Here is a 13476-nt window from a genome sequence, read left to right as displayed (position 1 = left end):
CCCAAAGGGAACGTGGGAGATAGCTCGCCTTAGCCAGCTTGTGTTTTCGACGAGCTTGCCTGATCCCGCCTGTCCATCATCGTAGCCGCACCTGCACGATCTCGTTAGATGCGCGATCTGCCAGCAAGACGCTTGCGCTGGCTGAGCTTGCCGCAACGGCGCTCTTGACAACTTTCTTCCCCCGGCGTGCCGCCGTTCCTCGCGAACCAAGAAAGTCGCAGTCCCGCCGTCCTTCGCATCCGCTCCAGGCCATTCGGCTGCAGCGCTCATCCCTTGCTGGCGGACGATGCGCATCGAGACCGCGCTGGTGCGGCTCGACCATCAGGAAAGGAAATCATCATGGCAAGAATTGGTTCATTCCAAAAGATCGCCGGCGAATATCGCGGCCAGATCACCACGCTTTCGGTCCAGGCCAAGTCGGTCCGTATCACTCCGGAAGAAAACCCCAGCAGCAACGCTCCCAGCCACCGCGTCTACATTGGTGAGACCGAAGTTGGCGCAGCCTGGGAAAAGACCTCGCAGGACAAGCGCCCCTACCTGTCGGTCAAGCTCGATGACCCCAGCTTTGCGGCACCGATCTTTGCCCAGCTCTTTGAGGGGGAAGGTGACGCGCATGACCTGGTCTGGACACGCCAGACCCGCCGGGCCGGCGACTGACTGGTCGGGTCCCGCCCGGCCTCGCGCCGGGCGGGATACCAGATTGTAGGGACCACCATCCTGCAAGCTCGGAATGGCCGAACCTCGCCCGATCGCGATGCTGGCCGACTCTTTCGGAGTCAGCCAAAGCAGGCGAGGCCAGGACAATGCAGACTGTGCAGATCGCGATGGACTTCCCCGGGTTCGCCCAGGAATTCTTGCGCCGCAATCCAGTCTATCGCAAGGAATACCGCGAGGTGATGACCGGCAGGCGCACAGTCCACCGTGTTGAGCAGGAGGAAATGGCCCAGCGCTGGGGCCTGAGCTTTCCCGTGTTCGCCTTATCTCCGGTCAACTGAAGCACCTGCTTTGTGGGCAGCGCACGCCTGCGGCTTTGTCATCATCCTTGATGCGGCGCCTCAAGGCATTTCGGACTGCTCACCGCTGAAACTGGCATCACGGCCACATGTCCTGACCCAGCAAAAGCTCGCCTCTGGGCATCATTTGGTCCTGAGCGATGGTCAAATGATGCACCGGATCTGCCTGCTGGCCGACGATCCCGGATTGCCACTGGCCTGTGTCGTTCCACGGGATAGTCTGGCTGCGCTCCGTTACCGGGCATCTGCGTGCTTCGATGGACTGAACGTCGACGGCACGGACACAAGCGCGGCTTGCGTGCCGCGTCCGACCGAGTTTCAGCGTCACCGGCTCCAGCTCCTTTTGGACATCCTTGATCTTGCGGTGACCCCGGGGGGCAAATCCCTGACCACGCATGAGCTTGCCTTCCGGCGCATCTACCCTGGAATGAGCGTTGCTCGCGGCGCTGAATGGAAATCTTCCTCGCACAGACGCAGGACACAGCGCCTTATCGCCGAGGCCAAGGCGATGATTAACGGCGGCTACCGGATGCTTCTGACAGGAGCGGAGGGGCGACAAAAACAGCGTCTGCTTTCAGCCGCTCCTGCCCCCTCCAGCTTCCCCCCATAACGCTCCAGGCAGCGCGGCAAAGACATTGCCCGCTGACATGACTGGAAGGAGCCGCAAGTGAACGCCTATTCTGGCCCCCATTTTCTTAAGACCCCCGACGCCGCCTTGCGTCTGGGGCTTTCTGCACGCACTCTAGAAAAGCATCGCTGCTACGGCACCGGTCCGATGTATCGGAAGCTGGGTGGACGGATCGTCTATGCGATCGAGGATCTGGATGCATGGGCCGAGATTGGCCGGCGACGCTCGACGTCGGATCCCGGCAACGGCACCGTTCATCCAGCGCGCCCGGTGCGCCGCTGATGCGTCGTAAACTCTTCATCGGCCCCAGCGCCAGGATTTGGGGCTTTCGCAGTCCTTTCGCGGTTTCCAGTCCACCAGCAGGCTCGCTGCCACGCGTACACTCAGATGCGGCAGTCCGATCGTGAGCGTGCATTCGTCCGGCAACCGCCTCAGGCGGGACTGCACTGCGCTCACCGAGATCGAAATGACCTGGATCGAGGGGCGCTATGAACAGTCACTACGCTTTGGGCGTGCTGCAGTGCGAAAGGTTCTGACCCGGCACAAATCCATAGCGGGGTTTCGTCCCGGCACAGTCTTCGCGCTTGCTTGCAGGATATCCAGCGACTTTGGAACGACCCATGCGAGCATCCAGATCGTCAAAACCGTTGCTTCCAGCGCGTCATCCGTGGCGCTGCCATCCGTGCATCCTGGAGGCGACGTTCTGCTCCATGCAGAGACATTGCCCAATGTGGCACGGGTTCTTGAATCAATCGCCATGGTGGAGGCGGCTGGCATCGATCCGTGCGATGCGTCACCTGATCACTGGCGCCATGTCGGCAGCAGGCTGGATGCGGGACTGTCAATTCGGCCGTATACGGCTGCGCGTCATGCGCAATGGCTGCGACGCAAGGTGCTCGAGCCATGAACCGCAAGTATTTCAGCGCAACGTGCCTCTGGGCAGGCCTGTTCAGTTGTGCGTTTGCCGGCGTCGAGCTCGTGGGTCCGCATCCGCGCGTTCTGTGGAATGCGAGCGCCAGCGCACCCATTGGGCTCTACCGTGTCAAGGCCAATGCTGTCCCCGCGCTCGGTGATCTTGTTGTGCTGATGCCGCCACCGGCCATAGCACGCTTCATTGCAGAGCGCCGTTATCTGCCTGGTGGTGTCCCGCTTTTGAAGCAGGTTGCAGCATTGCCCGGGCAGCGCGTCTGCCGGTCCAGCGCAATCGTGTCGATTGACGCAGTACCTGTGTCAACCGCCAGAGCGCGCGACCGCGTCGGCCGCAAAATGCCTGACTGGCGAGGATGCCACCGCATTTTGCCGGGCCAACTGTTCCTGCTCAACCCGGCTGCCGACAGCCTCGACGGCCGTTATTTCGGTCCCGTACCTGCCTCCGGCGTCGTCGGCATCGCGCATCCAGTGCTGACCCGCAATGGACCTGGCGAGCCGCTCCGCTGGCAGCGCGATACCAAGCCAGTGCCCTCGAAACTTACCGCAAAGGAGCATTACCGATGATCATCGGCAGCTTTGAATTCACACAGGATCGCTACTCGGGGCGTCTTTGCACGCTTGCGCTCGATGCACAGGTCACGCTCGTGCCTGCGGAGATGAACGAGAGCGAAAATACTCCAGAATGGCGCGTGCTTCGTGGCGATGCAGACACTGGCGTCGAGATCGGTGCCGGATGGAATCGTACTGGAAAGCGTGTCGGCAACTACGTCGCGCTGCAGGTGGATGACCCGGGCTTCGTGCAGCCATTGCGTGCCATCCTGATCCGGGCAGGTACAGGCGACGATGTCTGGAACTTACTCTGGTCGCGTTCCAAGACCCGCGATCCGAGATAAATCATGATGCCACAACGACGTAACGTTTACAGGCGAATGCAGCAGCCTTCGGTATGCCTGCGAGGTCTATCATTCTTTTGCAGCATTGCTTTTGCAGCCGAAGTGTCCGCGGCAGCCATGCCCGCCGCAGTGTCACCGCCTGTAGCGGGCTCGATTAAGTCACATCCATACGCGCAGCCTGTTGCTGAAGCCTCACAGCGCTTTGGCATCCCGGAGCACTGGATATGGGCGGTCATGCGCGCAGAAAGCGGAGGCAGATCGTATGCGGTTTCACGTGCAGGTGCGATGGGGCTGATGCAGATCATGCCCCGCACATGGACTACGCTCAGTGCGCGCTTTGGTCTCGGTCCTGACCCGTTCGATGTTCGCGCCAACATCTTGGGCGGTGCAGCATATCTGCGAATGATGTGGGACCGCTATGGTGACATCCCGCTTATGCTCGCCGCCTATAATGCAGGGCCAGGGCGGGTGGATGAATATCGCATGAGCCGCCGCCGATTGCCCGTCGAAACGCGCATTTACGTGGCCAAAATCGCACCTTCGCTCGGCACGCCAGCAGCGGCTCTAATCGTCAGTGGTCCACCCGTGACGGTGCAATCCTGGCGTCATGCTCCAGTCTTCGCTTCGCGACACCAAGGCGCCAGTGTGACCTATGAAGCTGCTGTAGAGACGCAATCAACCCCGACATCCGCTGGGCTTCCTGACGCACTCCCATTGCAGCTGAGGGCGAACAACGATCGGCTGTTCGTGCCACTTTCGCCGCGACAGCCATGACAGATGACCTGCGCCCAACAGGTGCGACGGGCTCTGACTGGCAGCGGTTTCCATCAGACCTTTTGTCAGGAGGACACCACATGACCGTTCTTCGATTTCGTCGCGCCGGTCCCTTTCGTTCGAGCGGCATCGCCATCATTCAGCACGTTGCGGATGTTCCGTCCCAGGGCGCGCGATGCCCGGCAAACGAAGAGCCGCTGACCACCGAAAATCTTGGCGACCCATGCCCGGCATCGGGTGGTCCGAGCGCAATTTCAGGCCATTGTTGGAGGGCCAGGACCAGGTTCGAACCGGCACTTGGTCTGGATAGGTTGCAGGGCCGCGATGCTTCGCATCGGACCCGTAATTTGGATACACACCTCACGCACATGTGCATGCAGCTTTTCCGCCACTTTTCGAGAGTGCACTCAGAGTTAACGGCATTCGCCAATCGCCGAAAACACGCATATGCGCCAGATGGCGAGAGTACATTGTGCACTCTCGAAAAGGCCGCGCGATGAAACCGGTCCAATACACCGTCCGGCTGCCAGCCACGCTCAACAAGGCTCTTCGCAAGCTGGCCGAGCAGCAGGGTATCACACCGTATGCCGCGTTACGGCGCAGCGTTGTGGCTGGCATCAACGCCCAGGCGAACGCGCCAAATCCTGATGCCGAAATCAGAGAAATGGTGGCGGAGGTTGCAGCCATGGGTGCCAGACTTGCCGATCTTGAGCGCATGGTGGACCGGACATTGTTCACGGCCTGTGCCGCGTACTGTTACGCCCGCAATGCAGCGGCAGGCGGCGGCAAGACTGATGACATCGTGCTTGGTGAAATCAACCGTGCCTATGACCGGCAAAGGGCACTGGCGGAAGGCCGGTCATGATCGAAAGCCATGACCGCCGCCTTCACGCCGAGACGTTGCGCCGCCACTACCGCAATAGCCAGGCCCGCCGCTTCAAACGGCACCTGCTGATCCTGCTCTCGTCAATCGCACTTGGCGGTGTTGCTGTTCCCTATCTGCTGCTCGACCCTGCCATCCTGCGGGCCACCGGCACCTATGGTCATGCGCAAGTCATCAGCTGGTTTGCAGCTGATGCCGCAAGTGGTCCTGTGGTGATGGTTCGCTATCAGGGGACTGATTATCCGGTTCCCGCAATTACGGTCGCGACCGACCCGTACTTTCAGCGGCGTGCGAGCATGACCGGGTCATATCTCGTGAGTGGGAGCGTGTTGGGATTTGTCGCCTGGCTGATTGGTGCGATGCTCTTCCGCCGGACTGCGGCAATGCGCCGCGAGCGGGCCCTCCAGGACCGGTTCATGACCGGCACCTTGGTGGCTGACGAAACAACGCTTGTGAAGCTGGCACAGGCTGAGTCCGGCGCGAGCCCTCTTGCAATCGGTCCAGTTCCACTTCCAACCCGGCTCGAGACCCGCCATCTCGCAATGGTCGGTACGACCGGCAGCGGCAAGACCACGGTGTTGCGCCAGATGCTCGATGGCATTGAAGCGCGTGGTGACGCAGCTTTGGTCTACGATACCAGCGGTGAGTTCATCGCCCACTACTACCATCCAGAGCGTGGCGACATCATCCTCAATCCCTTCGATAGCCGCTGTGCCTTCTGGTCTCCGTTTGCAGAGATCGGGCACCCCGCAGATGCCGATCGCATTGCGCAGCAGCTGATTACCGAAACCGGACAGCATGATCGGGATGTTTGGCTGGAAACCAGCCGTATCCTCGTGGCCAACATGCTTCGTGCGCTCTGGCGCGAGGGTAAGGGGACTTTGCCCGATCTGCTCCACGCGCTGCAGGTGCGGAGCAAGGATGATCTGAAAGCCTGGCTGGGCGAAACCTCGTCTGCACGCACGTTCGCCGACGATGCCGACCGGGCAACAGGCAGCGTCCTGTTCATGCTCGCCAAGGCTGCCAATCTCATCCAGTTTCTGCGCGTCCAGAATGGTGACGAGCAGGCATTTTCCTTCCGGGAGTTCATCACCGGTCTCGACGCAAGAGGTACAAACAAACCCTGGATCTTCGTGCCTCGAAAAGAGGACTATTTCGAAGCCTCGAAACCGCTGCTTGCCTGTTGGCTGGAATGTGCAGCCAGCGCGATGCTGGGGCTGTCACCTTCACCCGACCGGCGGGTCTGGTTCCTTCTCGACGAGCTCGCCGATCTTCCCCGCGTCGACAATCTTTCTCGGCTGCTGCCCGAGGGACGCAAGTTCGGGGCAGCCGTCGTGCTGACGTTCCAGGCGATCGGTCAGATGCGCAACCGCTACGGCAATGATCTCTCCCAATCCATGCTCGGCTGCTGCAATACCAAGCTGTTCCTCCAGCTGACCGACAGCGAGTCCCGTCGCTGGGCCAGTGACACCATCGGGACCTGTGAAGTCGAAGTGCACACGATGACAGGTGCTCTTGGTGAAGGAGACGACCAGCCACGCATAACGCTCGGACGGCAGCGCAAGATCAGGCCGGCCGTGTTCGAAAGCGAACTTCGTCTCCCGCGCTACCAAGCATATCTGCTGTTTCCTGACGGCCTTCCCGTTGCCCGTATATCGCTGACTGCCGATCACATCGCGCAAAGGGGCGCGCCCCGGAACCGCGCCTTCATCGAGGCGGATCCCGAGACCACCTTGTGGCATCGGTCAGGGGATAGGCCGTCTTCAGAGCAATCCGAAACTCAAACGACAGCAGACGCGCAGCCGATGGAACCCAAGCCCAGATCAACTCCGCAACCGCCCCGCTCCACAGTGGATGACGGTCCGGTCTGATGGTCGCTTCGGTATCCGTCCTGACCAGTTCGGCCCAAGCCAGCAGCTATTATGAGGCTGACGACTATTATGCCGATGATGGCCTGTCGCCTTCCCGATGGCTGGGAAAAGGAGCCGAGCAACTTGACCTTTGCGGTGATGTTGACCGGAACATTTTCCGCGAATTGCTCGAAGGTAAAGTCGGCGGCCAGCAGCTTGGCACGATGAAAGATGGCCAGCTTGAGCATCGGCCCGGATGGGATGTGACCTTGAGTGCGCCAAAGTCGGTGTCGATCATGGCGGAAGTGGCCGGCGACAGGCGGCTGATCGACGCCCACGGGCAGGCCGTGCAGACCGCGCTTGCCCATGTGGAAGTCCATATGGCTGCGACCCGTGTCCGGCACGGTGGCACCGCCCACCGCGAGGCGACCGGTAACCTCATTGTTGCCAGCTTTCAGCATGGCACAAGCCGCAACCAGGATCCGCAACTCCATACTCACAATGTAATCATGAATGCGACCCAGACCGAGGACGGATCGTGGCGCAGCCTTGAGCCACGAGCAATCTATCAGCTCCAGAAGCAGATCGGCGCGATCTACCGGCAGGAACTGGCATTGAAGGTCGGCGAGCTCGGCTATGCAATCGAGGTCGGCAAGGAATCGATGTTCGAGATCAGGGGAGTCTCTGCAGACGTCATCGCGGCATTCAGTACCCGTAGTGCGCAGATCGAAGCAGCGCTCGCGCAGCGCGGTACTTCGCGCGAGGATGCCAGCGCAGCCGAAAAACAGGTGGCAGCGCTCGATACCCGGCAGGCGAAGATTGCTATAAATCAGGCCTCGCTGGTCGCCGACTGGCGCGAGACCGCTGACAAGGCAGGCTTTGATGAAGCTGCACGAACTGCGCTGGTCCGCGACGCCAAGGCCAATGCAGGCATTGCAGAAGGGACGTCCGACCGATCAAGCTTCGCTGATCGCGCGGTCGCTCATGCCGCAGACAAGCTTGGCGAGCGGCAATCGGTCTTTTCGGTTGCAGCGCTGCACGAGGAAGCCGGACGCGTCGGATTGGGGAAGGTTGGCTACGCCCAGATCGCAGAAGCGATCGATGCGGCGACCGGGAAGGGCGAATTGATCGACCGCACATTCATCGACCGTCGAGGTGCCGAGTTCACTGGGTTTACCACCCGCCAGAACGTCGAGGCTGAAACCAGATTGCTCCGCATCGAGGCCGAAGGCAGGGGTGCATTAGCCCCGATTGCATCGCCCTTGGCGGCAGCAAAGGCGGTTGCCGTGGCCGCAAGACGGGCGGAGTGTTCAGGCTATGCCTGGAATGCGGACCAGCGTGTGGCAACCGAGCAGCTTTTGACCAGCCGCAACCGGATTACTGCCGTGCAGGGCTATGCGGGGACCGCCAAGACCACCACGGTGCTCGCGACGTTTGCGCAAGAGGCCGAGGCACGCGGCGTATCGGTTGTCGCGCTCGCTCCGACGGCATCTGCAGCGATGGTGCTCGGCGAGGCACTCGGTACGCGCGGCGATACAGTTGCAAGGCACATGCTCACTCCCGCACAATCGGTAACAGCAAAGCCGGCAGTCTGGATCGTCGATGAAGCATCGCTGATTTCCGCTCGCGATACGGCGCGCCTTTTTGACCTTGCAGAAAAGCACAATGCGCGCGTTGTCCTGGTCGGCGACACAAAGCAGCTTGGATCGGTTGAGGCTGGCGCGGCATTCGCGCAGTTGCAGAATGCCGGCATGGAAACGGCCAGCTTGAATGTAATTGTCCGGCAGACCAATGCCGCGACCAAGGCTGCCGTGCAGGCTTCCATCGAGGGAGACGCGCGAAAGGCACTGGAAGCGCTGGATCGCGGAGGGGGCGCGATAATCGAACATGCCGATCGGGCGCAGCGCTTTTCTGCAATCGCTGGACGCTATGCCGGACTTGATGAGCCAACGCGTGCCCGCACGCTGGTAATCGAACCCTCTCGCGAGGGCCGGGATGCCTTGACGGCAGACATTCGTTCGGCGCTTGTGCGATCGGGGGCACTTTCAGGTCCCGCGGTCACTGTGGAAAGTCTGGTCAACAAGGGCCTCACCCGGGCCGAGGCCCACGATCCGCTGAGCTATGAAAAAGGCGACGTCGTGCGCTTCTCCCGCGACTATTCAGACAAGGGCGTTGCGAGAAGCGTGGCGTTCCGTGTTGAAGATATCGACCCGGCCAGGGCAGCCATCACGCTTCGATCCGAAGAGGGGCGCGAGGTCGACTGGCGGCTAAGGCAATGGGGCGCTGGCAAGGTGCAGGTGTACGAACAACAACGGCTCGAGCTCAGAGCTGGCGACAGTATCCGGTTCACGCGCAACGATCGGGACGCCGGGCGCGTCAATGGTGCCCGTGTCCAGGTTGTGGCGATCGACGCAGAAGCCCGAACGGCCAGTGTCCGGGCATCGCAAGGCCAGGTTCAGACACTGCAACTCGATGTCGCCCGCGACCGGCACATATCTCACGGATATGTCGACACAGCCTTTGCCGCTCAGGGCCGGACGGCCGATCACGTCATTGTCCATGCCGACAGCCGCGCGACCAACCTGGTCGATCAGAAAAGCTTCTACGTTGGCATCTCGCGCGCCAAACAGTCGGCGACGATCTATACCAATGATCGCGCCAGGCTGGTTGCAGCGATAAATGAACGAGCCGGCACGGTCCAGACGGCTCTGGCGCAGGCTGCCATCGCCCAACCAGCCGCCTCCAAGACGCGCGCACCAGCGTTGAGCAAGGCCTTGGCTTCAGGTTCTGGTGCCGGACTATGACCTTGACGATGGAATTCCTGGACAAGGCGATCATTATTGGCATCCAGGTACAGGTCAGCTGCGCATCAAGCTCGTCTGGAAGCATTCCCTCTGGTCCTTAGGCAGGCTTGATAGCAGCGCTCCGGGATCGGGCCGGAACCTTCAGATGACACTTCGCACGGTGAGCTTTCAGACCGATCCGGGCTTGCAATCAGCCTGACCCATCACAGAAATACTGGTTCAACCCCTCCCATGTTCGCGGCGTGAGCCTCATGAAATTACGGCGCCCGTCGGCGGGGTCCGGCTCACGCAGGACCAAATTTGCATCGCACAGCTTCCGGACGAGGCGCAGTGCACTGCTCATCGGCAAACCTGAGCCGATGCATAGCGCGCTGGTCGATACGGGTTTGTTCGCATGGGTATGGAGGAACAGATCGATCAGCATGTCCCATGCCGGATTTGCCAGTAATGACAGGTTTCCCAGTAGCTCACGGCGCTGCATGCGGCGCAATGCGGTCGTTTGCGCATTGGCCGCTGCAGCCGCAAATACCCTGCCTGTGTGGCCGAGGCGACCTACCCCGCTGTCCCTGAGATCGAAGAATGCAGCTAGCCGTGCGGGTTTGCGCGGTCCTCGGCCTTGCAGGATTGCGTGGCAGCGGTGGCGGGCAACAATGATATGCTCGATGATCTCGACGCCCAGCGTCTGCCCCAGGCTAACCAGGGCATTTGTTGCGCGGATATCTTCATTGCTGGGTCTGGCATCGCCGCTGGGATGGTTGTGTGCAAGGATCATGGCGCTGGCATCGAGCGCGAATGCACGGCGGAAGATGGCCTTTGGGCTCAAGAGCAGATGGACAGCCGAACCCTGCTGTGCGTGTTCTTGTGCAATCAGTATCCGGCTGTTGTCCAGATAGAGGACCTGAAGAGCCTCGTGTGGCAAACTACCCATGCATGCCTGCAGATAGCTGAGCAGGGCAGGACTGTTTGCATCGATCATCGAACCGACCAAACTTGGGAGGGCCGACGCAGGCTGCGGATCTGTGCCGCTTACCGACATCGCATGATCTGCCAGCAAGGAATGGGCAAGTGAGGCGGAATGCCGCGCTTCTGCCTGATCAAACTGGTGACGAATGCCACGACGGGTCTGCGCCGGAAGCTTTCAGCCTTCTGCGGTGACGCCATGTGGCACCGATCAGGACCGGCGCGACCAGCCAGGACGGTGCGACCTGCATTACGAGATAGGCAACCGGATGCATGGCCAGATCGAGTGCGCGGCTGGAGTGCGCCAGCAGTGGCAGGATATGCAGAACCGCCATTCCCATGGGCCAGAAGCGGTGCGCGGCCAGGGCAAGCGCAATGGTCGTGACTGCCCCGAACAGGTCGATGATGAGATGGCCGGTATCGAGCGATGCGAATTGAGCGGGAACGATGCGATGGAGCAGGGTGTCGAGAACGACCATTAGGGCCGCAATGACTGCCATCACGCGTTCCGGACCGCCGCCCCGCCAGGCGGCGTAACCGAGAGCAACGACGAGCAAGGCCAGAAACACCGCTATGCGCATGCAGACAGCTTTTCACTGAGGTTGCTCCCGGTCAATCTATGTCAGGCAACTGCCTGCAACGGGGCGACATGTCCTGCGACACGGGGGCACTCGTGCAGGTCATAGCCTGCAACTTCCCGCCCTATGGACAGCAGATCGCCATGCACCCGCAGGACATCGCCGCTTGCATCGATCAGCGCAGCCTGAGCTTTTGCCAGTCTGCGGATTGTTGCCTGACCCCTTGCCGCCGGGACATCAGGCGTGTCGCGTTTTGCAGTGACGACGCTCGTCATCAGGATGGATATGGCGACGAGAGCGTCATCGATCTTGAATTCTGCGGTTGGGACCTCCCGGCTCAGGCGGGTGGTTGTGTCTTCAATGGAATTGGGCATGACTTTTCCTTTCCCCGAACGCGAGGGGTTTCGGGATTGGGTTTTCAAAAACGGGCCTAAGGACTAACCGGAGACCAGCCGCGTGAGCGCCTGTGCGATGCCGAGACCTGCAAGGATAAGGATAACTGCGACAACCAGCATGGCCGTCATGATCCAGATTCTTGCTTTGAGATCGTGGTCATGTCTCCAGAAATTCCTGGACGGTGATCCGACCGATGCTGCTCCACTATCCTGCAGAACCAGTGCTTCGGCTGGATTTGCGTCCGAAATGATGGATGGCCCGTGACTGGTGTCTGAGGGAACCTGCGCCGGATCATATGTGATCCGGTCATATGTCTGCTTGAGTTGCCCATATAGGATTGCAGCTTCGTCTCGGTTGGCCGCGCCCAGGATTTGCCGGGCAGCGGTCAGCCGCTGATCCACCGTGGGTTTGGATATGCCGAGGCGGCGTGCGATCTGCTTTGACGTCTGCCGGTCGAGCAGCAGATCGAGGCAGGCACGTTGTTTTTCCGTCAGCCGGGTCCAGCGGACATCGTCTGTGGAGGGTTGCGACACCGAATCACCCATGGTCACAGTCTTGTCATAAACCGGTGCGGGGCAAGATTATTTGCGAACTATTGGCATTCGGTGGCCTTGCCTTCCAACCCGCCGCTTACGCCAACGCCTGTCTTTCTTCGCCACAGTTTCCGTTACTCAAAAGCCTGTTGAAACCACGCGGCGCATGCGTCTCTTAATCCGTCCGGCGCTCCGGACACTGTTGTCCGACGCCTTCACGGGGACGACACATGAGCGCAGAACCGATCCGGCAGGAAGCACACAGGCGCAGCGCAAACATGCTGCGTACCGCCTTTGGCAGCGCGATCGGCCAGTGGCTTGATGATCCCGAAATCATCGAGATCATGCTCAATCCTGATGGGCGGCTCTGGGTTGATCGGCTCGGCCAAGGTATCGCTGCCAGCCCTCATTTTCTCAGTCCCGCCGATAGCGAACGCATTATCCGGCTGGTCGCCCATCATGTCGGTGCAGAGGTGCATGCAAGGATGCCGCGCGTTTCCGCCGAGCTTCCGGGCGGCGGTGAACGGTTCGAAGGACTGCTTCCTCCTGTCGTTGCAGCTCCCGCCTTTGCGATCCGCAAGCCTGCTACTGCCGTCTTCACGCTTGCCGACTATGTCGCCGCCGGGATCATGTCGCCTGCCCAGGCAGCCAGCTTGCATCTCGCCGTTGCCGATCGCCGCAACATCCTGATCGCAGGCGGTACGGGGACCGGCAAGACGACATTGGCGAATGCCCTCCTCGCCGAGATGGCAGACACCGGCGACCGTATTGTCCTTATCGAGGACACACGCGAACTGCAGTGTACCGCGCCCAATTTTGTCGCCATGCGGACCTTCGACGGAGTCATGTCGCTGGCCGACTTAGTGCGCTCATCGCTCCGCCTCAGACCGGACCGCATCCCTATCGGGGAGGTGCGCGGGCGCGAGGCTCTCGATCTTCTCAAGGCCTGGGGCACCGGTCATCCCGGCGGCATCGGCACCATCCATGCCAGCAGCGCCGTCGGTGCCATGCTCCGGATGGAGCAGCTGATCCAGGAAGCCGTCGTCACGGTGCCGCGCGCTCTGCTTGCCCAGACCATCAACGTCGTGGCGGTACTCGTTCGTGACGGGGCGGGGCGGCGGCTCGCGGAGATTGCCGAGGTCGAAGGCCTCGATCCTGTCAGCGGAGACTATCGGATGACAACCGAATTTTACCCCCAAATCGGAGACAACACATGATCAGCCAACTTCCTGTT

General features: G+C 60.9%; 16 protein-coding genes. 12 read left to right on the top strand and 4 right to left on the bottom strand.

Features of this window, described 5'->3' with window-relative positions:
* Window positions 1-339 precede the first annotated feature (339 nt).
* The 11 genes from B5J99_RS01155 (at window position 340) to mobF (ending at window position 9775) form a co-directional block, all read left to right on the top strand.
* Window positions 340-657 carry a DUF736 domain-containing protein gene (locus B5J99_RS01155; RefSeq protein ID WP_117351198.1) on the top strand — a complete coding sequence of 106 codons (318 nt, stop codon included), beginning with the start codon at window positions 340-342 and terminating at the stop codon, window positions 655-657.
* Between the two features lie 146 nt (window positions 658-803).
* Window positions 804-995, top strand: a complete 192-nt coding sequence (locus B5J99_RS01150) for a transcriptional regulator domain-containing protein (protein WP_117351197.1) — start codon at window positions 804-806, stop codon at window positions 993-995.
* Between the two features lie 10 nt (window positions 996-1005).
* On the top strand, window positions 1006-1623 hold the full coding sequence (locus B5J99_RS01145) for a DNA -binding domain-containing protein (protein WP_162892397.1): 618 nt from the start codon (window positions 1006-1008) through the stop codon (window positions 1621-1623).
* A gap of 57 nt (window positions 1624-1680) precedes the next feature.
* On the top strand, window positions 1681-1923 hold the full coding sequence (locus B5J99_RS01140; protein WP_117351195.1) for a helix-turn-helix transcriptional regulator: 243 nt from the start codon (window positions 1681-1683) through the stop codon (window positions 1921-1923).
* 121 nt (window positions 1924-2044) lie between these two features.
* On the top strand, window positions 2045-2548 hold the full coding sequence (locus B5J99_RS01135) for a DUF2840 domain-containing protein (protein WP_245991703.1): 504 nt from the start codon (window positions 2045-2047) through the stop codon (window positions 2546-2548).
* Window positions 2545-3135, top strand: a complete 591-nt coding sequence (locus B5J99_RS01130) for a S26 family signal peptidase (RefSeq protein WP_117351194.1) — start codon at window positions 2545-2547, stop codon at window positions 3133-3135. The genes B5J99_RS01135 and B5J99_RS01130 overlap by 4 nt, the downstream gene beginning before the upstream one ends.
* Window positions 3132-3464 (top strand): DUF736 domain-containing protein, encoded by a 333-nt coding sequence (locus tag B5J99_RS01125; RefSeq protein ID WP_117351193.1) that lies wholly within the window; start codon window positions 3132-3134, stop codon window positions 3462-3464. Before B5J99_RS01130 ends, B5J99_RS01125 begins: the two co-directional genes overlap by 4 nt.
* A 3-nt stretch (window positions 3465-3467) precedes the next feature.
* On the top strand, window positions 3468-4238 hold the full coding sequence (locus B5J99_RS20020) for a transglycosylase SLT domain-containing protein (protein WP_117351192.1): 771 nt from the start codon (window positions 3468-3470) through the stop codon (window positions 4236-4238).
* A 496-nt stretch (window positions 4239-4734) separates the two neighbouring features.
* Entirely contained in the window at window positions 4735-5103 is a 369-nt protein-coding gene (locus B5J99_RS01115; RefSeq protein ID WP_117351191.1) for a hypothetical protein, read from the top strand.
* Window positions 5100-6992, top strand: a complete 1893-nt coding sequence (locus B5J99_RS01110) for a type IV secretion system DNA-binding domain-containing protein (RefSeq protein ID WP_117351190.1) — start codon at window positions 5100-5102, stop codon at window positions 6990-6992. Before B5J99_RS01115 ends, B5J99_RS01110 begins: the two co-directional genes overlap by 4 nt.
* Window positions 6992-9775: a MobF family relaxase gene (gene mobF / locus B5J99_RS01105; RefSeq protein ID WP_117351189.1), complete on the top strand. Its 2784-nt coding sequence runs from the start codon at window positions 6992-6994 to the stop codon at window positions 9773-9775. Before B5J99_RS01110 ends, mobF begins: the two co-directional genes overlap by 1 nt.
* 190 nt (window positions 9776-9965) lie before the next feature.
* On the opposite strand, the gene B5J99_RS01100 is transcribed toward mobF, so the two are convergent.
* The 4 genes from B5J99_RS01100 to B5J99_RS01085 form a co-directional block, all read right to left on the bottom strand.
* A complete protein-coding gene (locus B5J99_RS01100; RefSeq protein WP_162892396.1) occupies window positions 9966-10751 on the bottom strand; it encodes a JAB domain-containing protein in 786 nt (261 codons plus the stop codon).
* Window positions 10752-10869: 118 nt separating this feature from the next.
* A complete protein-coding gene (locus tag B5J99_RS01095) occupies window positions 10870-11316 on the bottom strand; it encodes a hypothetical protein (protein WP_117351187.1) in 447 nt (148 codons plus the stop codon).
* A 41-nt stretch (window positions 11317-11357) separates the two neighbouring features.
* The gene (locus B5J99_RS01090; protein WP_117351186.1) at window positions 11358-11687 is read right to left on the bottom strand and encodes a hypothetical protein; all 330 of its coding nucleotides are present in this window, start codon (window positions 11685-11687) and stop codon (window positions 11358-11360) included.
* A 63-nt stretch (window positions 11688-11750) separates the two neighbouring features.
* Complete coding sequence (locus tag B5J99_RS01085; protein ID WP_117351185.1) at window positions 11751-12254, bottom strand: helix-turn-helix domain-containing protein; 504 nt, start codon at window positions 12252-12254, stop codon at window positions 11751-11753.
* Between the two features lie 218 nt (window positions 12255-12472).
* On the opposite strand from B5J99_RS01085, the gene trbB reads away from it, so the two are divergent.
* Window positions 12473-13459: a P-type conjugative transfer ATPase TrbB gene (gene trbB / locus B5J99_RS01080; RefSeq protein WP_117351184.1), complete on the top strand. Its 987-nt coding sequence runs from the start codon at window positions 12473-12475 to the stop codon at window positions 13457-13459.
* Window positions 13460-13476: the final 17 nt, after the last annotated feature.

The organism is Blastomonas fulva, assembly GCF_003431825.1.
Classification (GTDB): Bacteria; Pseudomonadota; Alphaproteobacteria; order Sphingomonadales; family Sphingomonadaceae; genus Blastomonas; species Blastomonas fulva.
Note: the sequence above shows the minus strand (reverse complement) of the source record. Positions and strands in the feature narration are given on the sequence as shown.

Bases quoted from the DNA above. Each gene is read 5' to 3' on its own strand.
- B5J99_RS01110 (WP_117351190.1), top strand. From the start codon at position 5,100: ATGATCGAAAGCCATGACCGCCGCCTTCACGCCGAGACGTTGCGCCGC.
- trbB (WP_117351184.1), top strand. From the start codon at position 12,473: ATGAGCGCAGAACCGATCCGGCAGGAAGCACACAGGCGCAGCGCAAAC.
- B5J99_RS01095 (WP_117351187.1), bottom strand. From the start codon at position 11,316: ATGCGCATAGCGGTGTTTCTGGCCTTGCTCGTCGTTGCTCTCGGTTAC.
- B5J99_RS01115 (WP_117351191.1), top strand. From the start codon at position 4,735: ATGAAACCGGTCCAATACACCGTCCGGCTGCCAGCCACGCTCAACAAG.
- B5J99_RS01090 (WP_117351186.1), bottom strand. From the start codon at position 11,687: ATGCCCAATTCCATTGAAGACACAACCACCCGCCTGAGCCGGGAGGTC.
- B5J99_RS01125 (WP_117351193.1), top strand. From the start codon at position 3,132: ATGATCATCGGCAGCTTTGAATTCACACAGGATCGCTACTCGGGGCGT.
- B5J99_RS01100 (WP_162892396.1), bottom strand. From the start codon at position 10,751: ATGATCGATGCAAACAGTCCTGCCCTGCTCAGCTATCTGCAGGCATGC.
- B5J99_RS01155 (WP_117351198.1), top strand. From the start codon at position 340: ATGGCAAGAATTGGTTCATTCCAAAAGATCGCCGGCGAATATCGCGGC.
- B5J99_RS01150 (WP_117351197.1), top strand. From the start codon at position 804: ATGCAGACTGTGCAGATCGCGATGGACTTCCCCGGGTTCGCCCAGGAA.
- B5J99_RS01085 (WP_117351185.1), bottom strand. From the start codon at position 12,254: ATGGGTGATTCGGTGTCGCAACCCTCCACAGACGATGTCCGCTGGACC.
- B5J99_RS20020 (WP_117351192.1), top strand. From the start codon at position 3,468: ATGATGCCACAACGACGTAACGTTTACAGGCGAATGCAGCAGCCTTCG.
- B5J99_RS01130 (WP_117351194.1), top strand. From the start codon at position 2,545: ATGAACCGCAAGTATTTCAGCGCAACGTGCCTCTGGGCAGGCCTGTTC.
- mobF (WP_117351189.1), top strand. From the start codon at position 6,992: ATGGTCGCTTCGGTATCCGTCCTGACCAGTTCGGCCCAAGCCAGCAGC.